Annotated in this window: 21 protein-coding genes; 11 read left to right on the top strand and 10 right to left on the bottom strand. The window is 74.8% G+C overall.

The window, feature by feature from the left end; translation table 11 throughout:
- Positions 1-147 precede the first annotated feature (147 nt).
- Positions 148-822 (top strand): hypothetical protein, encoded by a 675-nt coding sequence (locus F593_RS0108315; RefSeq protein WP_022928299.1) that lies wholly within the window; start codon positions 148-150, stop codon positions 820-822.
- Here F593_RS0108315 and F593_RS27985 read toward each other — a convergent pair.
- Entirely contained in the window at positions 800-1,498 is a 699-nt protein-coding gene (locus F593_RS27985) for a calcium-binding protein (RefSeq protein ID WP_022928298.1), read from the bottom strand. The genes F593_RS0108315 and F593_RS27985 overlap by 23 nt on opposite strands.
- 155 nt (positions 1,499-1,653) lie before the next feature.
- Here F593_RS27985 and F593_RS0108305 point away from each other — a divergent pair, with 155 nt between their 5' ends.
- From F593_RS0108305 to F593_RS0108295, 3 genes are all read left to right on the top strand, one after another.
- Positions 1,654-2,838 carry an acyl-CoA dehydrogenase family protein gene (locus tag F593_RS0108305; protein WP_022928297.1) on the top strand — a complete coding sequence of 395 codons (1,185 nt, stop codon included), beginning with the start codon at positions 1,654-1,656 and terminating at the stop codon, positions 2,836-2,838.
- Positions 2,835-4,130 carry an acyl-CoA dehydrogenase family protein gene (locus tag F593_RS0108300; RefSeq protein WP_022928296.1) on the top strand — a complete coding sequence of 432 codons (1,296 nt, stop codon included), beginning with the start codon at positions 2,835-2,837 and terminating at the stop codon, positions 4,128-4,130. The genes F593_RS0108305 and F593_RS0108300 overlap by 4 nt, the downstream gene beginning before the upstream one ends.
- 207 nt (positions 4,131-4,337) lie before the next feature.
- Positions 4,338-5,705: a GntP family permease gene (locus tag F593_RS0108295; protein WP_022928295.1), complete on the top strand. Its 1,368-nt coding sequence runs from the start codon at positions 4,338-4,340 to the stop codon at positions 5,703-5,705.
- A 56-nt stretch (positions 5,706-5,761) separates the two neighbouring features.
- Here the strand turns inward: F593_RS0108295 and F593_RS0108290 are convergent, their stop codons facing one another.
- Positions 5,762-6,718, bottom strand: coding sequence for a superoxide dismutase (locus tag F593_RS0108290; RefSeq protein ID WP_022928294.1), 957 nt, complete (start codon positions 6,716-6,718; stop codon positions 5,762-5,764).
- 164 nt (positions 6,719-6,882) lie between these two features.
- Between F593_RS0108290 and F593_RS0108285 the strand changes: the two genes are divergently transcribed.
- From F593_RS0108285 to F593_RS0108275, 3 genes are read left to right on the top strand one after another with little or no spacing between them, the layout of a single operon-like run.
- Positions 6,883-7,494, top strand: coding sequence for a hypothetical protein (locus F593_RS0108285; RefSeq protein ID WP_022928293.1), 612 nt, complete (start codon positions 6,883-6,885; stop codon positions 7,492-7,494).
- A 58-nt stretch (positions 7,495-7,552) separates the two neighbouring features.
- Entirely contained in the window at positions 7,553-8,173 is a 621-nt protein-coding gene (locus F593_RS0108280) for a hypothetical protein (protein ID WP_022928292.1), read from the top strand.
- A gap of 49 nt (positions 8,174-8,222) precedes the next feature.
- On the top strand, positions 8,223-9,050 hold the full coding sequence (locus F593_RS0108275; RefSeq protein WP_022928291.1) for an SDR family NAD(P)-dependent oxidoreductase: 828 nt from the start codon (positions 8,223-8,225) through the stop codon (positions 9,048-9,050).
- A gap of 105 nt (positions 9,051-9,155) precedes the next feature.
- On the opposite strand, the gene F593_RS0108270 is transcribed toward F593_RS0108275, so the two are convergent.
- The 4 genes from F593_RS0108270 to F593_RS27975 all read right to left on the bottom strand — a co-directional run bounded on the left by F593_RS0108270 (position 9,156) and on the right by F593_RS27975 (position 13,157).
- The gene (locus tag F593_RS0108270) at positions 9,156-9,701 is read right to left on the bottom strand and encodes a hypothetical protein (RefSeq protein ID WP_022928290.1); all 546 of its coding nucleotides are present in this window, start codon (positions 9,699-9,701) and stop codon (positions 9,156-9,158) included.
- An 89-nt stretch (positions 9,702-9,790) separates the two neighbouring features.
- Complete coding sequence (locus F593_RS27980) at positions 9,791-10,546, bottom strand: lysophospholipid acyltransferase family protein (RefSeq protein ID WP_022928289.1); 756 nt, start codon at positions 10,544-10,546, stop codon at positions 9,791-9,793.
- Between the two features lie 20 nt (positions 10,547-10,566).
- Entirely contained in the window at positions 10,567-12,066 is a 1,500-nt protein-coding gene (gene glpK / locus F593_RS0108260) for a glycerol kinase GlpK (protein WP_022928288.1), read from the bottom strand.
- Positions 12,063-13,157 carry an alpha/beta hydrolase gene (locus F593_RS27975; protein WP_022928287.1) on the bottom strand — a complete coding sequence of 365 codons (1,095 nt, stop codon included), beginning with the start codon at positions 13,155-13,157 and terminating at the stop codon, positions 12,063-12,065. The genes glpK and F593_RS27975 overlap by 4 nt, the downstream gene beginning before the upstream one ends.
- 106 nt (positions 13,158-13,263) lie before the next feature.
- On the opposite strand from F593_RS27975, the gene F593_RS0108250 reads away from it, so the two are divergent.
- On the top strand, positions 13,264-14,070 hold the full coding sequence (locus F593_RS0108250; protein ID WP_022928286.1) for an enoyl-CoA hydratase/isomerase family protein: 807 nt from the start codon (positions 13,264-13,266) through the stop codon (positions 14,068-14,070).
- 10 nt (positions 14,071-14,080) lie between these two features.
- Here F593_RS0108250 and F593_RS0108245 read toward each other — a convergent pair whose 3' ends face one another.
- Positions 14,081-14,824, bottom strand: coding sequence for an SDR family NAD(P)-dependent oxidoreductase (locus tag F593_RS0108245; protein ID WP_022928285.1), 744 nt, complete (start codon positions 14,822-14,824; stop codon positions 14,081-14,083).
- Positions 14,825-14,895: 71 nt separating this feature from the next.
- Here F593_RS0108245 and F593_RS23510 point away from each other — a divergent pair, with 71 nt between their 5' ends.
- Both F593_RS23510 and F593_RS0108235 read left to right on the top strand, forming a co-directional pair.
- Positions 14,896-15,822 carry a LysR substrate-binding domain-containing protein gene (locus F593_RS23510; protein WP_022928284.1) on the top strand — a complete coding sequence of 309 codons (927 nt, stop codon included), beginning with the start codon at positions 14,896-14,898 and terminating at the stop codon, positions 15,820-15,822.
- 70 nt (positions 15,823-15,892) lie between these two features.
- Entirely contained in the window at positions 15,893-16,723 is an 831-nt protein-coding gene (locus tag F593_RS0108235) for an exodeoxyribonuclease III (protein ID WP_022928283.1), read from the top strand.
- On the opposite strand, the gene F593_RS0108230 is transcribed toward F593_RS0108235, so the two are convergent.
- The gene (locus F593_RS0108230) at positions 16,720-16,965 is read right to left on the bottom strand and encodes a hypothetical protein (RefSeq protein ID WP_022928282.1); all 246 of its coding nucleotides are present in this window, start codon (positions 16,963-16,965) and stop codon (positions 16,720-16,722) included. The two genes, F593_RS0108235 and F593_RS0108230, sit on opposite strands and share 4 nt — an antisense overlap.
- Positions 16,965-17,435: a membrane protein gene (locus F593_RS0108225; RefSeq protein WP_022928281.1), complete on the bottom strand. Its 471-nt coding sequence runs from the start codon at positions 17,433-17,435 to the stop codon at positions 16,965-16,967. The genes F593_RS0108230 and F593_RS0108225 overlap by 1 nt, the downstream gene beginning before the upstream one ends.
- Before the next feature lie 156 nt (positions 17,436-17,591).
- Here F593_RS0108225 and F593_RS0108220 point away from each other — a divergent pair, with 156 nt between their 5' ends.
- Positions 17,592-18,572: a GlxA family transcriptional regulator gene (locus F593_RS0108220; protein WP_022928280.1), complete on the top strand. Its 981-nt coding sequence runs from the start codon at positions 17,592-17,594 to the stop codon at positions 18,570-18,572.
- Here F593_RS0108220 and F593_RS0108215 read toward each other — a convergent pair.
- Positions 18,550-19,869 carry a mannosyltransferase family protein gene (locus F593_RS0108215; protein ID WP_169449172.1) on the bottom strand — a complete coding sequence of 440 codons (1,320 nt, stop codon included), beginning with the start codon at positions 19,867-19,869 and terminating at the stop codon, positions 18,550-18,552. The two genes, F593_RS0108220 and F593_RS0108215, sit on opposite strands and share 23 nt — an antisense overlap.
- Positions 19,870-19,979: the final 110 nt, after the last annotated feature.

Genomic DNA, 19,979 nt, shown 5'->3' with positions numbered 1-19,979 from the left:
CGGTCGGCCCGGGCCCCGCGTCGGCGGCCATCGGGTCGGCCCCGAACCCCACGTCGGCGGGTCGGATCGCGCTCGCCCACGACCCGCCGAACGCCCGCGCACCCCGAACCGACGGGGTCGCTCCGGTGCGTGCGCAACCCTGTAGGGGTGAGCGTTCGTCCCCGGCTCTACCTCAACCACGACATCGACTTCGACTGGCTGCGCGCCGTCGAGTTCGGCCGCGTGACCGAGGACCAGCCCGAGGACCGGTGGCGGCCGCTGAGCGCGACGTTCGCCTACCTGCTCGACGAGCCGGAGGGCCGGGTCGTGGGGTTCGTGGTCGAGGAGTTCCCGACCTTCGACGAGGACGACGACGAGGTCGCGGCGATCTGGGATCCCGACGGTCCGCGATTCGACGCGCCCCTGCTGGGCCTGACCGACGCGACGGCCGGCGAGGTCGTCCTCGGCGCGCGCTCGCACTTCGCGGGCCGCGACTCCATCAACCGCTCCATCTTCGGCATGGCCACCGAGGTCGAGGGCGAGGACGCCGTCGAGCGCTGGCGCCACTGCCTCGAGGCCGGCGACGGGATGGCGCACTTCGCGCTGGGCTACACGCTGTTCGAGCTCGGCCACCACACCGAGGCCTACCGCCACCTGCGCCACTACACCGAGCTGGCGCCGATGGGCGCCTGGAACTGGTGCTGGTACGGCCGCGCGGCGGAGGCGATCGGCGAGGTCGAGGAGGCCCGCGCCGCCTACCGCCGTGCCGTCGAGCTCGAGGCGCTCGAGGACGGCGACGAGACCGACGCCGCCCAGCGGCTCACCGCGCTCGGCGGGGAGTGAGCCGGACCCGCGCCCGCGGCTTCTCGCCCGGCCGGTAGCAGCCGCCGCCGGGCTTGGACCCGAACGCGCAGAAGTTGACGACCCGCTCGCAGCCCCGGTACCGGTAGTCGTTCACGAGCCGCACGCGCAGGGTGTCGTACCCGGGGCCGCAGTCGATCGTGCCGCGCCCGTAGTACGCCCAGACGACGTCGTTCCCGGGGCCGCCGCGGAGGACGTTGTGGCCGTGGCTCGAGTAGAGCCAGTCGGCCCCCGCGCCGCCGTCGAGGACGTCACGCTGGCCCGAGCCGTTGTCCTTCGGGTCCCAGTCACCCCAGAGCACGTCGCGCCCCGAGCCGCCCGCGATCCGGTCCGAGCCGTGGTGGCCCAGCAGCTCGTCGTTCTCGGCGCCACCCGTCTTCGCGGCGTCGTGGGTGGCCTCGACCTTCCAGAGGATCCCCGTGATCGCCGGCCACCCGGCGTGGCTGACCTTCTCGCCCCCGCCCGGCGTCTGCCGACCGGCCCCGGCCGCGCAGAGCTCGCCGGGGCGGGCCGGGCCGCAGAGCGCCCGCGCCTCGTCCGACGGGAGGGGTGCGGCGACGGCCTCCGCAGCCCCCGAGACCAGGCCGGCCAGGAGCATGGCGGACCAGACCAGGAGCAGTGGTCGAAGCGCGTCGAGGATCGACCGGAACGAGGGCATGGACCGAGCGTAGGCGGGTCACCGGGCCCTCTCCCGGGTCTCGGCCGGATGTCCGCGCCGCCCGCGGACGCCCATCGTATGCAGCACCGCGAGCTCCGGCCGAGGGACCGGACGATACTTCGCGAGTAAGAGGTGGCACCTGCTACTTTGCGCCCATGGCCACCGACAGCGTCCTCAAGCCCGACCATGCGGCGTCAGGCCGCCACCCGATCTTCACGGACGAGCACGACGAGCTCCGCGCCTCGATCCGCGCGTACGTCGAGAAGGAGCTCGCCCCGCACGCGGACGAGTGGGAGGAGACGACGTTCCCCGACAGCGTCTTCCGCCGCATGGGCGAGCTGGGCTACCTCGGGCTGCACTACCCCGAGGAGTACGGCGGGCAGGGCGGCGACTACGCCACCCAGATCGTGCTCGCGGAGGAGATGTCCCGCTCGCACTCCGGCGGCCTCGTGATGGGCGTGGCCGTCCACACCGACATGGCCAACCCGCCGCTGAAGCTGCTCGGCACGCACGAGCAGAAGCTGCGGTACCTCGTGCCCGCGCTGAAGGGCGAGAAGATCGCCTGCCTCGGCATCACGGAGCCGGGGGCGGGCTCCGACGTCGCCGGCATCCAGACGACGGCCGTGAAGGACGGCGACGAGTGGGTCGTCAACGGCTCGAAGCTCTACATCACCAACGGCCACCGGGCCGACTACATCGTGCTCGTGGTGAAGACCGACCCCGACGCAGGCTACGGCGGGTTCAGCCTGCTGCTCGTCGACATGGACTCCCCCGGCGTCGTGCGCGAGAAGCGGCTCGAGAAGCTCGGGATGCACGCGTCGGACACGGCGCTCCTGGCGTTCCAGGACGTCCGGGTGCCCGCGGAGAACCTGCTGGGCGAGGAGGGCAAGGGCTTCTACCACATCATGTGGGAGCTCCAGGGCGAGCGGCTGATCGCCGCCGCGGGGGCCGTCGCGGCCGCCGACCGGCTGATGGAGCGCACCCTCGACTTCGCCCGCGACCGCCAGGCGTTCGGCCGCTCCATCGGGAAGTTCCAGGGCATCCGCTGGAAGTTCGCGGAGATGGCGACGAAGATCGAGGCGGGCCGCCAGATGACGTACAACACCGCCTGGCGCGTCATGCAGGGCGAGTACCCGGTGCGCGAGATCTCGATGGCCAAGCTCTACACGAGCCGGATGGCCTGCGAGGTCGCCGACGAATGCCTGCAGATCCACGGCGGCGCGGGCTACATGAAGGAGTACGGCATCGAGCGGGCGTGGCGCGACCTGCGTCTGAACCGCATCGGCGCCGGCACGGACGAGACGCTGCTCGAGGTCATCGGCCGCTCCTACGGCCTGTGAGTACCGCGGAGCAGGGCGGGATCGGCACGGCGACCGATGCCCGCGCCGCAGCGTCCGCCGGCGTCGACCATGGCGCCGCCGCCAGCCTGGAGAGCGACGGCTGGAGCCACCTCTTCACGCCCGAGCACGAGGAGCTGCGGGCCGCCGCGCGCCGCTGGGTGCAGCGGGAGGTCGTCCCCCACGTGGGGGCGTGGGAGGACGCGGAGTGGACCCCGGCGTCGATCTTCCGCCGCGCCGGCGAGCTCGGGTTCCTCGGTCTCGCCTACCCCGTCGAGCTCGGCGGCCAGGGCGGGACGCCCGTCCACGAGGCCGTCTTCCAGCAGGAGCTGGCGCGCTCGGGCTCGGCCGGGTTCGCGGCGGCGCTCGGCGCGCCGATGACGATCGCCACCCCGCCCGTCCTGAAGTTCGGCACGCCGGAGCAGCAGCGCCGGTGGATCCCGCCGGTGCTGGCGGGCGAGGAGGTCGCGGCCCTCGCGATCACCGAGCCGGGCACCGGGAGCGACGTCGCGGGTGTGCAGACCACGGCGCGGCGGGTCGCCGGCGGCTTCGTCGTCAGCGGGGAGAAGTGCTACATCACGGGCGGGGTGCGGGCCCACCGCTACGTCACGGCCGTGAAGACCTCGGAGGCCGGCGGGCACGGAGGGATCTCGTTCCTCGTGATCGAGCGCGGCCCGCAGCCGGAGGGCGCGGAGGACGACCCCGAGGCGCTCGGCGCCGACCGCGGCGACGGCATCACCGCGCGCCCGCTGCAGAAGCTCGGCTGGCACGCCTCGGACACCGCGCTCGTGAGCTTCGAGGACGTCTTCGTGCCGGAGGAGCACCTCCTCGGCGAGCTGCACGGCGCCTTCAAGCTCATCATGAGCAACTTCGCGTGGGAGCGGATCTCGATGGCCCTCGGCGCGGTCGCCGGGATGGAGGCCGTGCTCGAGCAGACGATGGCGTTCGTGGCGGAGCGCCGGGCGTTCGGCCGGCGGATCGCGGACTTCCAAGGGACCCGCTGGGCGCTGGCCGAGATGGGCACCGAGCTCGAGGCCTGCCGCGCCCTGACCTACGAGGCGCTGCGCAAGCACGCCCTGGGGGTCGTGACCCCGCAGGAGGTCGCGATGACGAAGCTCCTGACCCAGCGGGCTATGGTGGACATCGCCGACCGCTGCCTGCAGCTCCACGGCGGCGCGGGTTACATGAAGGAGTACGGGATCGAACGGGCCCTGCGCGACGCGCGACTCGGCCCGATCGGCGGCGGAACGGACGAGATCATGAAGGACGTCATCGGCCGGCTGCTGGGGGTCTAGGGCCGCGCGGCGGCCGCGCCGGCACCCCGTTCCCGTCGGCCCCGCCCCCGTCGTCGGGGTCGGTGGGGGTCGGCTCCACCGGCACGCGGTCGGGAGGTATGTTGGCGCTCCATAGCGTTCGCTCACGCGGCACTGCGGTCGACCGTCGGAGCCGCGGACGCCCGAGCGGTCGTGCAGCGACGCTCCCCCTGGACCGCTCGGAGACCCATGGAAATCCTGCACTCGGCCATCGCGATCGTGGCCGCGATCCTGCTCATCATCAGGCTCAAGGTCGACCCCGTCATCGCGCTGCTGCTCGCGTGCGTCTACCTCGGGTTGGCCACCGGCCTGGGGGCGGAGGGCACGGTGGAGCAGATCACCGGGGGCTTCGGCGAGATCATGGCCGAGGTCGGCCTGCTCATCGGCTTCGGCGTGCTGATCGGCGCGCTGCTGCACTCCATGGGCACCTTCAGCGACCTGGTGCGCATCCTCGCCACACGGGTGGGGCGCCGCCTGCCGTACGCGATGGCCGGCACGCTGGCCACCATCTTCCCGTCGATCTACGTCGACGTGCAGGTCGTCCTGGCCGCGCCGATGGCCCGGGAGTCGGCCCCGTCCGTCGACCGCCGTCACGGCCTGCCCTGGCTCGCGGGGGCCATGGGCGTCGGCATCTTCTCCGGCTACGTCTTCGTCGTGCCGGGCCTCGCGGCCGTCACCATCGCGGGGCTCATGGAGGTGCCGCTGGGCACCTACCTGCTGTACGGCCTCCCGATCGGCGTGGCGACCGCCCTGGTCACGACCGCGCTGTTCCGGCTGCTGCTGAGCCGCGGTTACTGGAACGAGGAGACGGACCTCGACACGGACGAGGTCGTCCTGGAACCCGGCACGAGCGGCGACACGGCGGACGCGCCGCACGCCGAGGCCGCCTCGCGGCTGCCGCTGATCGTGCGCCTGCTCCCCATCCTGGTGCCGCTCGTGCTCATCGCCACCGCGGCGATCCTCGACGTGGCGGGCGCGTCGAACTCGGTGATCGCCTTCCTCGGCGACGCGAACATCGCGCTCTTCATCGGGCTCCTGATCGCCTACGTCATGGTGCGGCCGTCGCTGGGTGTCAGCGGGATCGACCAGCACCTCACCGCCGGCTTCCACACCATGGGCAGCATCCTGCTCATCACGGGCGTCGGCGGGAGCCTCGGCGCCGTGATCGCCGAGAGCGGCATGACGGACACCCTCGAGGGGCTGTTCTCCGCCGACGCGAACGCGCCGGTGGTCCTCAGCATCCTGCTCGCGTGGGTCATCGCCGCGGTGCTGCACTTCGCGATCGGATCCGTGTCGGTCGGGGCGATCACCGCTGCGGGCATCCTCTCGCCGATCGTCCCCTCGCTCGGCGTCGACCCCGTCGTCATCGCCCTCGCGATCGCCTCGGGCGCGATGTTCGCGCTGCACGTCAACAGCAACTTCTTCTGGATGTTCAGCAAGCTGCTCGGCCTGTCGACCAAGGGCACGCTGAAGACCCTGACGGTGGCGACCTCCCTCGGGGCCGTGGTCTCCCTGCCGCTGGTGCTCGTGGCGAGCCTGATCGCGGCGGCGACCTAGCGGGGTCCCGCGGACGGGCGGCGGCGGGCACCCGCCGCCGCCAGGCCCGCGGAGGGCTACTTCCCGTCGACCCGCACCACGTCGTAGGCCGTATCCGCGGCCGGCGGCGTCGTGAAGCGCGCGTTGACCGTGAAGAGCCGGCCCTTCGCGACGGCGAGCGTCGTCGGGACGTCGAACTGCGGGTCGGTGATCGTCCGGCGGACGGTGGCGGAGGACTCGTCCTTCGCCAGCCGCAGCACCGCGATCCGGTTCAGGCGGTTCTGGACGGCGAACAGGGTCTTCCCGGCGCGCAGCAACCCGTCGCCGTTGGCCAACGGGCCGCCGGCGACCGGGATCAGGGTGCTCACCCCGGTCTCCGGGTCGACGCGGTGCAGCTCGCCCGTGCGGGAGTTGACGACGATGACGGAGCGGCCGTCGCGGGAGGCGACGATGCCGTTGGCCTCGATCGTCGCCGGGTCGGCGTCGTAGGCCAGGCTGCCCGTGATCGGCACCGTCCGCGCCTCGCCGAGCGCGCCCCGGCGCCCGATCGGCGCCACCACGAGCCGCTGCTGCGCGGAGTCGGTGAAGACGGCCTTGTCGCGCAGGAGCGCGACGTCGTTGACGAACGCCGGGTCGCTCGCGGGCTTCGCGCGGTACAGCAGCCGCCCGGTCCGCGCCTCGTACACCGAGACGGTGCCGGTGCGGCCGCCGGAGACGAACAGGCGGCCGCGGTGGTCCAGCCGCAGGCCGAGCGCGCTGGGGGCGTCGGCCTGGGCCGGCACGAGCTCGCGGGTCGGGCCGCCCTTGACGCTGCCGACCACGATCTGGCCGGTGGCGCGCGAGCCCGCGAAGAACGTCTTCCCGCGGGCCTCGATGCCCTCGGGCTGCAGGCCGGCGGGGAGGGCCACGGTGCTGGGCAGCGATCCCCCGCCGTGGCCGTGACCGTGGCCGGGCCCCTTGTGGGCCTCGGCGGCGGCGGGGACGAGGACGGCGGCCGCGGTGGCGGCGGCCAGGAGACGGCGGCGAGTGCGCATGGGCTCCCGGTTCCCCCGGGCGCACCGGCCCAACCGTGGCGCGTCGCCGCTCGCCCCGTCCGGCGGAGCAGCGGCCGGGGTCGCCCACCCCTCCCCGCCGGGGCGTCCGGCGCCCCTGACCGCGGGGGCGCGACGGCGTCCCCACCCCCTGCGAGCATCGCCCCATGGAGCTGCAGGAGATCGCCGACGGCCTCTGGCGCTGGACCGCCCAGCACCCGGAGTGGGACGCGGAGGAGGACGGCGACTGGGACCGCGAGGTCGGGTGCGTGCTCTACGCCGCCGCCGACGCGACCGTCCTCATCGACCCGCTCGTCGTGCCCCAGGACGACGACGCGGCCTGGGGCCCGCTCGACCGGGTGGTGCAGGAGCGCGGGCTCCCCGTCGTCGTCCTGACGACGATCGAGTGGCACTCGCGCTCCCGCGACGCCGCGGTGCGCCGCTACGGGGCCCGCGACGTGCGGGGCGACGACGGCCTTCCGGCGGGCGTCGTCGCCCAGCCGTTCCCCGCCGCGGCGGAGACGATGTACTGGCTCCCCGCCGTGGCGACGCTCGTCCCCGGTGACCGCCTGCTCAACCCGGAGGGCCGCGGGCTGCAGCCGAGTCCGCCCTCCTGGACCGGCCTGATGCCGCGGCCCCTCTCCGCGCCGGAGCTGGCCTCGGTCCTCCGTCCGCTGCTCGACCTGCCCGCCGAGCGCGTCCTCGTCTCGCACGGGCCCCCGGTGCTCACCGGCGGGCGGGAGGCCCTGGCGCGGGCGATCGCGGACCACGCGGGCTGACGCGCGGGCGGCTCGGACGGCCGTCGGGAGCGTCCTGCGCCCGTGAGAGCATCGCGCCATGGAGCTCCACCCCATCGCCGACGGCCTCTGGCGCTGGACCGCGCCGCACCCCGACTGGACCCCCGGCGAGGAGGGTTCCGTCGACGACTGGGAGCAGGACGTGGGCTCCGTGCTGCTCGACCTGCCGGACGCCACCGTCCTCTTCGACCCGCTCGTCCCCGACGACGGGTGGGCGACCCTCGACGCCCACGTGGAGGAGCGCGGCGTCCCCGTCGTCGTGCTCACCACGATCAAGTGGCACCGCCGCAGCCGCGACGAGGTGCTCGAGCGCTACGACGGCCACGACACGCGGCCGCCGCACACGATGCCGGAGGGGGTGGAGACCCATCGGATCCTCGGCGCGGGAGAGGCGATGTTCTGGCTGCCGGGGCACGCGACCCTGATCCCGGGCGACCGCCTCATCGGTGCGGACGACGGCGGCGTGCGCCTGTGCCCCGACTCCTGGATGGACGACCTGGGGACGCCGCTGCACCAGCCCGAGCTCGCCGCGCTGCTCCGCCCGCTCCTCGACCTGCCCGTCCGGCGGATCCTCGTGTCGCACGGGCAGCCGGTGCTCGACGACGGGCACGCGGCGCTGGCGCAAGCGATCGAAGCCGGCGCCTCCCACCGCGCGGGCTAGAGTCGCGACCGAGGCGCCGACCGGCGGCGCCCGGAGCGAGGAGCGCGGCATGGGTGTCCTGGACGGCAAGACGGCGATCGTGACGGGCTCGGCCCGCGGCATCGGGCGGGCGACCGCCCAGCTCCTGGTCGAGCAGGGGGCCCGCGTGGTGGTCAACGACCTCGACGGCGACCTCGCCCGGCAGACCGCCGACGAGCTCGGTGGCGAGACGACCGTCTTCGCCGGCGACCTCACGAAGGAGGGCACCCCCGACGCGCTCGTGCAGCACGCGATCGACACCTGGGGCCGGCTCGACATCCTCGTCAACAACGCCGGCTACACGCTCGACGCGCCCGTCCACAAGATGAGCGACGACTGGTTCGCCCGGATGCTCGACATCCACGTGACGGTCCCGTTCCGCACGATCCGCGCCGCCGCCCCGCACCTGCGCGAGCCGGCGAAGCAGGAGCGCGCCCAGGGCGTCGAGGTCTTCCGCAAGATCGTGAACGTCACGTCGATCTCCGGCACGCTGGGCAACGCGGGTCAGGCGAACTACGCCGCGGGCAAGGCCGGCGTCGTCGGCCTGACGCGCACGCTCGCGAAGGAGTGGGGCCAGTTCAAGGTCAACGTGAACGCCGTCGCGTTCGGGTGGATCGAGACGCGGCTGACGGCCTCGAAGGACGAGCAGAACGTGACGGAGATCGACGGGCAGACCGTGCAGCTCGGGATCCCGGACGAGATGCGCGAGCTCGCGCCGATGCTCGTCCCGCTCGGGCGCCCCGGCACGCCGGAGGAGGCCGCGGGCGGCGTCTTCTTCCTCTGCTCCCCGTGGTCGAACTACGTGCACGGCCAGACGCTGCACGTCACGGGCGGGCAGATGGGCGGCATGACCGGCTGAAGGACCGGCGACCCGGGCGGAGCGGAGCGTCCGTCGGGACGGACGCGGGCGCACGCTGCCGGCGCCGCGGGACCCGCGGCGCCGGACGGTGCGTTCGGAGAAGCGCTAGAGCGTCGGGGAGGGGGCGGCGCGGAGCGGGAGCGGCGCGTCGCCCCGGCCCCGGACCGCGCGCACGAGCGCGTCGCCCGTGGAGGCGCGCAGACGGAACGGCACGATGCCGGCCGCACCGCAGCGCGCCGCGCCGGCGACCGCGGCGCACCCGACCTGCACGAGCACCCGGCCGTCCGGCCCGATCCGCCCCCGCAGGGTGCTGGTCGTCGCGGTGCCGACGCGGACGCCCCGCAGCGCGCCCCGGGTGTCCCCCACCCCGAGCGCGAGCGCCCGGCCGCCCGGCTCGCCGCCGTGCGTCAGGGTGATCGCGTACCGCTCGCCGGCCTTGCCGCCCACCGCGAAGAACCGGTGGGAGCGCGCGGAGCGCTCGCCGAGCAGCAGCCGGGCGGGTGTGACCTCGCCGGGCAGCACGGGCGTGGCGGTTCGCCGCGTCTGGCTGCCGGGCTGCGGGCGCGAGCGATCCGCGTCCGCCACGGTCGTCGTCCCCGCCACGATCAGCGTCGCCGAGAGGGCGACGAGGGCGACGACGGGCCGGTACATGGGGCGGGCTTCGCCGGCACCAGCCCCGCTCCTCCCCGCTCCGCCGATTTCCGCCGAACGGCCTACGGGCTGCGGGTGCCCGCCCCGGGTCAGCTCGGGGGGCGCCAGGCCTTCGCCGCCGGCCGGCCGCCGTCCTCGAGCACCGCGTAGAGCTCCTTGATGCGGTCGAAGATCTCGTCCGCGACGGCGCGCGAGTCGTCGCGGCCGGCGTTGCCGGGGCCGACGCGGTCCCAGCGCAGCGGCGCGCCGAAGAGGATCGTGATCTTCGGGAAGTGGCCGCGTCGCAGGTTGCGCACGTGCGAGGAGCCGTGGATGGCGCAGGGGAGGACCGTCGCGCCGCTCTCGAGCGCGATGCGCCCGATGCCGGGCTTCGCGCGCTCCGCGAGCTTCCCCGTGCGGGAGCGCCCGCCCTCGCAGTACATCGCCATGCAACCGCCGCGGTCGAGGATCGCGTGGACGGTCTTGAAGCTCTCGTCGTCGCGATGCCCGCGGCGCACGGGGAACGTGCCGCCGTTGGCGTAGATCTTGTCGATCGGCGCGGTGAACATCTGCGACTTCGCCATGAAGTGGATCTTCCGGCGCGTGCCGAGGCCCATGAAGAAGTGGTCGAAGTTCGAGAAGTGGTTCGGGGCGATGACGAGGGGGCCGGACGTCGGGATCCGCTCCGTCCCGTACGCCGCCGTCCGGTAGAAGCCGACGGCGACCAGCGACGTGGCCCACCGGACCGCCTCGTAGGCCGGGCCCGGCTCCTTCGCCCGGGTGCGGGCGTGGTAGCGGTCGAAGAGCTCCGCGGGGCGCGGGTCGAGGTAGACCTGCTCCTTGATCTTGACCAGGTCGTCCGCCATCGGGCGATCCTATCCGCGCGTCACTCCGGCTGGACCTGCCGCAGAGAGCGGGTCACCGCGTCGGTCCAGCCGGCGTGCAGCGCCTCGGCCTCGTCGCGCGACATCGCGGGCTCGAACCGGGTCGCCTCGCGCCACGTGCGGGTGACGTCGCGCTGGTTCCAGGTGCCGACCCCGACGCCGCCCAGGAACGCGGCGCCCAGGGCGGTGGTCTCGTGGATCGCGGGCACCACGACGGGCACGCCGAGGACGTCGGCCTGGAACTGCATGAGCCAGCGGTTGGCGGTGGCGCCGCCGTCGGCCTTGAGCACCCGCAGGTCCTCCTGCGCCGCGACCTCCATCGCCCGCACGGCGTCGACGGTCTGGAACGCGATCGCCTCGAGCGTCGCGCGGGCCAGGTGCGCCCGCGTGCTGCCGCGGGTCAGGCCGACGATCGTGCCGCGCGCGTAGGGGTCCCAGTGCGGGGCCCCGAGGCCGGCGAACGCGGGCACGAGGTACACCCCGTCGTTCGAGCTCAGCGACGCCGCCAGCGGCTCGGACTCCCCCGCGCTGGCGATGATGCCCAGGCCGTCCCGCAGCCATTGGACGGCGGCGCCCGTGGCGAAGACGGAGGCCTCGAGCGCGTAGACCGTGCGCTGTCCGATCTGCCAGGCGACGGTGGTGATGAGCCCCTCGTGGATGACCGGCCGGCCGTCGGGCGTGTCCTCCAGCGTGCCGGTGTTCAGGAGCACGAAGCTGCCGGTGCCGTAGGTGTTCTTGCCCTCGCCGCGGTCGAGGCACGCCTGGCCGTAGAGCGCCGCCTGCTGGTCGCCGGCCACGCCGCCGACGGGGCAGGTCGCGCCGCCAAGCACGTCGGGTCGCACCCGGCCGAAGCCGCCGATGGACGGGCGGATCTCGGGCAGCGCGCGCATCGGCACGCCGAGCAGGTCGCACAGCTCCGGGTCCCACTGGCCCGTCTCGAGGTCGAAGAGCATCGTCCGCGAGGCGTTCGAGGGCTCCGTCACGTGCTCGCCGGTGAGCTGGAACAGCAGCCAGGAGTCGATCGTGCCGAAGACCGCCGAGCCGCGGCGCGCCCGCTCGCGCAGCTCGGGTGCCTGCTCCATGAGCCACGCCATCTTCGTGCCGGAGAAGTACGGGTCGAGCACCAGGCCCGTGCGCTGGCGGACGAGCGGCTCGTGGCCCGCCTCGCGCAGGCGGTCGCAGGCCGCGGCCGTGCGCCGGTCCTGCCAGACGATCGCGCGGTGCAGCGGCTCGCCCGTGGCGGGGTCCCAGACGCAGATCGTCTCGCGCTGGTTCGTGATGCCGACCGCCGCGAGGTCCGCCGGGTCGACGCCCGCGTCGTCGCAGGCCGCGAGCGCGACGGCGCGCGTGACGGCCCAGATCTCGCCCATGTCGTGCTCGACCCAACCGGGGCGCGGGAAGTGCTGCTGGAACTCGCGGTAGGCGCGCCCGATGGGCTCGCCGTCCTCGTCGACGACGAAGCAGGTCGTGCCCGTCGTGCCCTGGTCGATGGAGAGGATCATGCGGCGGCTCCTGGTGCGGCGGGGGGCTCGATGCCCATGGTCTCGTCCTCGCTCCCGGCGGCCTCGGCCTCGGCGCGGGCGCTCGGCTCGGGGGCCGCGCCGGCGGGCAGGACGTGGCTGACGAAGTCGGCGATCCGGTGCAGCGCGTCGCGCGCCTCCGGGGTGTTCGTCCACGCGGGGACGACGTGCAGCGTGCCCGCGTAGCGCTCCAGCAGGGTCTCGACCCCCAGCCCCGCGAGGCGCCGGGCGACGCGCTCGCCGTCGTCGCGCAGGACCTCGCCGGTGCCGACCTGGATCAGGGTCGGTGGCAGGGCGGCCTGCAGCTCGTCGGGCGCGAACAGCGGGGAGACGCGCCAGTGCGCGGGGTCGCCGGCGCCGACCGCCACCCGGGCGCAGCGACGCAGGCCCGACTCCGGGATGAACGGGTCCTCCAGCGCGTTCTCGCGGATCGACGCCCCGGACGAGGAGAGGTCGCTCCACGGGGAGAGCAGCACCAGGCCGGCCGGCGCGGGCAGGCCCGCCTCGACGGCGTGGAGGGCGAGCTCGTGGGCGAGGTTGCCGCCGGCGGAGTCGCCCGCCACGACGATCCGGGCCGCGTCGCGCTCCTGCAGCAGGGCGCGGTAGACGGCGAGCGCGTCCTCGACGGGCGCCGGCAGCGTCCACTCCGGGGGCAGGCGATAGTCGACGGAGACGGCCGGCAGGCCCGTGACGTGGGAGAGCCGCGAGACGAGGTTGCGGTGCGTGCGCGGCGAGCCGAACACGTAGCCGCCGCCGTGGAGGTAGAGGATGACCGGCTCGTCGCGGTCGGTCGAGCCGGTCCGCGCGGGGTCGCCCGCGCCGGCGCGGCGGGCGCGGATCCGCTCGCAAGGCACCCCGCCGACGGAGATCCGCTCGATCTCGGTGCCCCGCAGCACCGGGACGCGCTCCGTGGGGTCGACCACGCGCTGGAGCATCCGGATGCCGCGCGGCGTCATCCGCCAGTTGCGGGCGACGGGCAGCCAGAAGCGCCGGGTGCGGGCCGCGAGCCGCACCGTCTGACGGCTCGGAGGGCCGTAGTCGCGCACCGTCGGTTCGGTCTCGGGGGCCGCCATGGCGCCACCCTACCGGCGCCCGCCGCGGCCGCCACGGCGCCGCGAACCTACCGGCGGTCGCATCGCGGGACCGCCCGCGGGTGCTCCGGCTATGGTGCCGCCCCGTATGGCCGGCGAGCTGCTCCGCGACCACCCCGCCGACGGGGTCGTCCGCCTCACGATCTCCAACCCCGACAAGCGCGGCGCGCTCGATCATCCGCTGCTGAACGCGATCGCCGGCGCGGTGACGGAGCTCTCCGCGCCGGAGGCCGGGGTGCGGGCGCTGATCCTCACGGGTGCGGGCGGGCGGTTCTCCTCCGGCTACGACCTCTCCGGCCTCGAGGGGCTGCCTCGGGAGGAGTTCGTCGCGCGCGCCGAGACGCTCATCGCGCACCCCTTCACCGCCGCGATCGAGGCGCTCGAGGCCACGGACGTCCCCACGATCGCCGCGCTCCCGGGCCCCACGATGGGCGGCGGGCTCGAGCTCGCGCTGGCGTGCGACCTGCGCGTGGCGGCCGACCACGTCGAGCTGGCGATGCCGCCGGCGAAGCTCGGCCTCGTCTACCCCCACACGGGCCTGCGGCGGTTCCTCGACGTCATCGGCGCGGCCCGCACCCGTGAGCTGTTCCTCCTCGGCCAGCCCATCGACCCGGTGACGGCGCTGGCGTGGGGCCTCGTCAACGGCGTGTCCGAGGCCGAGGACCTGCAGGACGAGGTCCTACAGCTCGCGGTCGACCTGGCCGGCAACGCCCCGCTCTCCGTCCGCGGCAACAAGCAGGTCATCCGCCGGCTGCTCGCCGCGGAGGGTCGCGTCGACGACGCGCTCGAGGCCGAGCTCGTCGCGCTGCGCGAGGCGTCCTTCCGCTCGGACGACCTGCTCGAGGGCGTGACGGCGTTCGTCGAGAAGCGCGCGCCCGTGTGGCGCGGCCGCTGATCGCGACCAGCTACCCGGCGTAGTGCTGGCCACCGTTGAGGTGCAGGACCTGCCCGTGCAGGTGCTCGCCAGCGGGTGAGCAGAGGTACGCCACCAGGCTCGCGACGTCGTCCGGGTGCCCGACCCGTCCGGAAGGGATCAGGGCGGCGAAGCGGTCGCGCCGCTCTGCCTGGTCCCCCTCCCCGAAGAAGCGGGTGTGCGCGATGTACCCCGGGGCGATCGCGTTGACCGCGATCCCCTGAGGTCCGAGCTCCGCCGCCAGCGCCCGGGTGAGGCCGTCCGTGCCGGCCTTCGCCGCGGCGTAGGCGAGGGATCCGACCGGGCCGCCGACGGCGCCGGCGATCGACGACAACAGGACGATCCGTCCGCCTGGACGCGGGAGGTGCCGCGCCAACCCGAGCACCGTCAGGAACGCCCCGGTGAGGTTCTGACCCAGCACGGCGTCCCACGTGCCCTCGGCGTCGGCGGGTGCCGTCTCGGTCCCGACGATGCCCGTGCCGCCGGCGTTCACGACGACCGCGTCGACCCCGCCGAGGGCCGTCCGGAGCCGGTCCAGCGCGGGCAGGAGCTCTGCGCTCCGGGACACGTCGGCGGCCTCGGACGCCTCCGCGCCCGCGGCTTTGGCCGCAGCCTCGAGCCGGGTCCGGTCGCGCGCGACCAGCCCGACCCGCGCCCCGTCCCGTGCGCAGCGCTCGGCGACGGCGCGGCCGATGCCGGAGCTCCCTCCGGTGATGACGATCCTCTGCGGTTGCATGCCCTTACCGTCGAACCGGTGACGTGCCCGATCAAGACGCATTCGAACGAGAGTGAGATGCTGTCGGTCTCATGGAGCTCCGCCACCTCGAGTCGTTCGTCGCGGTCGCCGAAGAGCTGCACTTCTCCCGCGCCGCCGAGCGTCTCCAGATGGCCCAGTCCCCGCTGAGCCAGCGGATCCGGGCGCTCGAGACGGACCTTGGCCTGCGGCTCTTCGAGCGCACGAACCGCCGGGTCTCGCTGACCGCGGAGGGCGCGGCCGTTCTGGTGCAGGCTCGCCGGGCGCTCGCGGCGGCCGGCGACGTCCGCGAGACCGCGCGCCGAACGCGGGGCGGCGAGACCGGGACGTTGCGGCTCGGATTCGTCGCGAGCGCCGCGTTCGTGCAGCTGCCCGGGCTTCTGCGCGCCCTGCACGCGGCGGCTCCCGACGTGCGCGTGGAGCTCTCCCGGCTCGGCTCGACCGCGCAGGCCGACGCGCTCGCGGCCGACCGGATCGACGTGGGGCTGACGCGGACGGTGCCGACCGCCGACCCACCGCTGGGGTCGCTGGCGCTGACCTCCGACCCGCTGCTGGCCGCGGTGCCGTCGACCCACCCACTCGCCGCCGCGTCGTCGGTCGGGCTCGACTCCCTGGCCGCGGAGGCGTGGGTGCTCGCCCGCGGCTCGAATGGCCCCTCCGACCTCGATCGACGGATCCTCCAGGCGTGCGCCCGCGCCGGGTTCACACCCACGGTGGCGCACGAGGCGCCCGACCTGCCGTCCGTCCTCGGGCTCGTCGCCGGGGGGCTCGGGGTATCGCTCGTCCCGTCGGGGATCGCCCGGCTGCACGTCCCCGGCGTCGCGGCCCTCGCCCTGGACGGTCCGGACCGCGTGGCGCTCCCGTCCGCCCTCGTGTGGAACGCCGCGCACGCGGAGCGACCCGTCGTGCGGCGGTTCGTCGCCATCGCCCGGACCGACGGGGATTCGTTCCGGCCCCCGGGACGCCGTCGAGCGGCGTAGACCGTTCCTCGCACCACTGTCCGCACCCGCCAAGGAGCACCCCGACCGCCCCACCCGGCACGATGACCGGGTGCGCCTGATCTCCTGGAACGTCGCCTCGCTCCGCGCCCGCCTGCCGCGCGTGCTCGAGCTGCTCGCCGAGCTCGAGCCGGACGCGCTCTGCCTGCAGGAGACGAAGTGCGCCGAGGCGCAGCTGCCGCGCGGGCCGATCGCCGAGGCCGGCTACCGGATCGACGACCACTCGGGCGGTCCGTGGAACGGCGTGGCGGTGCTCACGCGGATCGACGCCGCGGAGCCCGGCGACGGAGACCCGGCCACGGAGGCCAGCTCCCACACCGTCCGCGGGCTGCCCGGCGAGCCCGACCCCACGCAGGCCCGCTGGGTCGAGACGCGGGTGGGCGACACCGTCGTCGTCTCGGTCTACGTGCCCAACGGCAAGGCGCTGGACCACCCGGACTACCAGGCCAAGCTGCAGTTCTTCCGCGAGATGGCCGACCGCGTCCGCGTGCTCGCCGACGCCGGACCGGTCGCGGTGCTCGGGGACGTCAACGTGTGCCCCACGGACCAGGACGTCTGGAACGTCGCGCGCTTCGAGGGCCACACCCACACCTCCGAGCCCGAGCGCGCCGCCCTGCGCGCCGTGCTCGAGGCGGGACCGCTCGTCGACGCGCACGACCGCTACAACGGCGCGCGCGACCTGGCGGGCGAGCCCGTCTTCACGTGGTGGGACTACCGCGCCGGCTCGTTCCACAAGAACCAGGGCCTCCGCATCGACCTCGCGATGCTCGACACCGCCACGGCCGAGCGCATCGACTCCGTCTGGATCGCCCGGGACTACCGCAAGGGCTCCAAGCCCTCCGACCACGTCCCGCTCGTGGTCGACCTGCACCCCGCGGCCTAGAGACGCCGCTGCGCGAGCAGCCCGCCGACCCCCGGGATCAGCACGCGCAGCCTGGCGCCGCGCGGTGCGCCGGGGGTCGTCAGCACCAGCGCGATCGACGCGAGGTACGCCGCCCCGTGCAGCGGCCCGAGGAACGCGCTGACGGGCGCCGCGTGGACGGTGGCGACGTTGAGCAGCAGGGCCGCGAGGGTCAGCGCCTCGACCAACGCGGCGACCCGCAGCGCCCCGGACCCGAACGCCATCAGGCGCCCGTCGTCGAACCGGGGCGCACGATCATCAGCACCACGACGATCGCCCAGAGCAGGTTGAAGATCCCGGTGCGCATGCCGAGCCGCACGACCTCGGACCGCCACGACGCCGGCGGCTCCTCCGGCCCGACCACGACCCGCAGCAGCCGCTCCTGCCCGGGGACGATGCCGCCCACGAGCAGCGCTGCCGCCGCGGCCGTGAGCGCGATCGAGGCGAGGAACCACGCGTCGCCGAGCACCCCCAGCGACGCGGCCGTCGCGAAGCCGAAGGCGGGGACGAGCACGCCGAGGACCGCGTAGACCCGGGTCACGCGGTGCAGCACCCGCACGACCCCGGGGTCCGCCTCGCCCGTCCCGTCGAGGGCCTCGCGGGCGTAGCGGGGGAACAGGCTGGCCACGACCGCGACCGGGCCGATGGTGAGGATCGCGGCCAGCACGTGGACGCTCAGCAGGAGCTTCGTCATTCGGCCGCCGATCCTAGGGCCGGCCGGGATGGCAGAAACGCCATCTTGCGCGTGGTTTCGGCCACGGGCCAGACGGGTCCCGAACGGCACTGCCAGACTGCTTTCCGTGCCCGCGACGCCTCACCTCCTCCCGACGCCCCCGGGGTGGATCCGGCCATGATCGCCGTCGCCGTCCTGGCCCTCGACGGGGTCGTGCCGCTCGACCTCGCCATCGCCGCGGACGGGTTCTCGCGCCCACGTCTCGCCGACGGTCGGCCGGCCTACCGCGTCCGCGTCTGCGCTCCCGAGGACGAGGTCTCGGCCGGGCTGTTCGGCGTGCGGGCGCCGTGGGGCCTCGACGAGCTGCGCGGGGCCGACACGATCGTCGTCCCGGGCACGACCGACCCGCTCCGGCCGTCCCCGCCGGCCACGCTCGACGCGCTCCGGGACGCGGCGGCGGCCGGCTGCCGGATCGCCTCGATCTGCAGCGGGGCGTTCGTCCTGGCGCAGGCCGGGCTGCTCGACGGGCGACGGGCGACGACCCACTGGCGGGGCGCGGCCGACCTCGCCCGCCTGCACCCCGCGGTCGAGGTCGACCCCGACGTCCTCTTCGTCGACGACGGCTCGGTGCTGACGTCGGCCGGGGCCGCCGCCGGCCTCGACCTCTGCCTGCACATGATCCGCACGGACCACGGCGCGGCGGTGGCCGCCGAGGCCGCGCGCGACGCCGTCATGCCGCTCGAGCGTCCCGGCGGTCAGTCGCAGTTCATCGCGCACGAGCCCCCGGCCCCGAGCGGGTCGTCGCTGGCCCCCGTCCTCGCGTGGATCGAGGAGCACCTGGACCAGGACCTCGACGTGGACGACATCGCGGCCGTCGCGATGATGAGCAGCCGCACGCTCTCGCGGCAGTTCCGCCGCCAGACGGGGACCACGCCGCTGCAGTGGCTGCTGCGCGCCCGCATCCGCGCGGCCCAGGGCCTGCTCGAGACGACGGACCTCTCCGTGGCCCGGATCGCGCGCCGCGCCGGGTTCGCCTCGCCGGCCACGTTTCGCGACCGCTTCCGCCGGGTCGTCGGCGTGAGCCCGCAGCGCTACCGCGAGGCGTTCCGCACCCGCGCGACGCCGCCGCCGGCCCTCACGGCGCCCACGTCCAGGTGACGAACAGGACGGCCCACGCCGCCTGCAGGCCGAGCAGGGTCGGGGCGAGCCAGCGCCAGCGCTTCGCACCGCCGCGGTGCGCCCACAGGCCGAGCATCACGACGATCGGGAAGCACGCCATCGTGAACCGCGGCAGCGACATCAGCGGCTGCTGGAACGACGGGACCGAGAGCGGGTAGGCGAGCGAGACGACGCCCCAGATCCACCAGCTCACCGGCACGCGCCCCCGGCCCCACCAGAGGACGGCGAGCGCGGCTCCGACGAAGAGCAGCAGGACGACGTCGCGGGTGAGCGCGAGCGCGGGCACCTGCCCGGGGGCCAGCGGCGCCATGTACCAGAGGCCGGCCAGGTCGCCGATCCGGCCGACGACGACGCCGACCGCCGCCAGCAGCCCGCCGATCGGCGTCAGGAAGTGCCGCTCCCAGTCGCCCTGCGCGCGCACCGCCCCCATCGGGTCGCCGGTGGCCACCCCGAGGAACGCGGCGTAGGCGAGGAACCCGAGCGGCACCAGGCCGATCCACAGCACGTCGGGCCGCAGCGCGTGGCGCGGGCGCCACCACCGGTCGACGAGCCGCGTCTCGCCGCGGCCGCGCCGCCCCCACAGGTACTCCACGGCCAGCGGGATGGCGATGAGGATCCCGATGGACCGACACGAGGCGCCGATCGCCCCCAGGATCCCGGCGAGCATCCAGCGGTCGCGACGCGCCGCCACGAGGGCCCCGAGCGAGAGCAGGAGGAACAGCGCCTCGGTGTAGACGGCCGAGAGGAAGATCGCCGGGGGGACGTACGCCGCGACCTTCACCACGGTCGAGGCGGTGGCCGCGCCGCGAGCGCGAGCGACCGTGTGGTGCAGCAGCGTCAGGAACCCGAGCGCGCAGCTCCACGAGACGAGCAGGCCCGCAGGCAGCAGCGCGCCGCCGAGTGGGGCCGAGACGACGCTCACGAGCAGCGGGTAGAGCGGGAAGAACGCGGAGCGCGCCGGATCCGTCGGCGAGTAACCGCCCCCGGCGATCTCGAGGTACCACGTGCTGTCCCACCGGCAGCCCGGGGCCACGAGCGCGTCGACGCCCGCCGTGCCGGTCGGCCGGCAGGCCCACAGCGGGTCGAGCCGCGCCCCCCGGGACTCCGCCCACCCGAACAGCACGATCGCCAGCACGCCGGCGATCCAGACGACGGCGCGCGACAGCAGGAAGGCGGAGGCGGCCTCGCGCAGCGCGAGGGCCCACTCGGGCCCGAGGGCCTCGGCCACGACACCCCGCCCGGCGCGCGAAGCCGTCCGCGCGGACGGGTCATTCACCCGAGAGAGAGTAGGGGGCCGGCCCGCGCCAGGACGCCGGCCGGGCCGGAACGCCGGATCCGGCCGGCGACTGACCGCCCCGACCCGCCGGGGCATGCCGGCGCGACCCG

This window comes from Patulibacter americanus DSM 16676, assembly GCF_000420025.1.
GTDB classification, from domain to species: Bacteria; Actinomycetota; Thermoleophilia; order Solirubrobacterales; family Solirubrobacteraceae; genus Patulibacter; species Patulibacter americanus.
The sequence above is the reverse complement of the archived record's forward strand: the minus strand, read 5'-3'. Positions and strand labels throughout refer to the sequence as shown.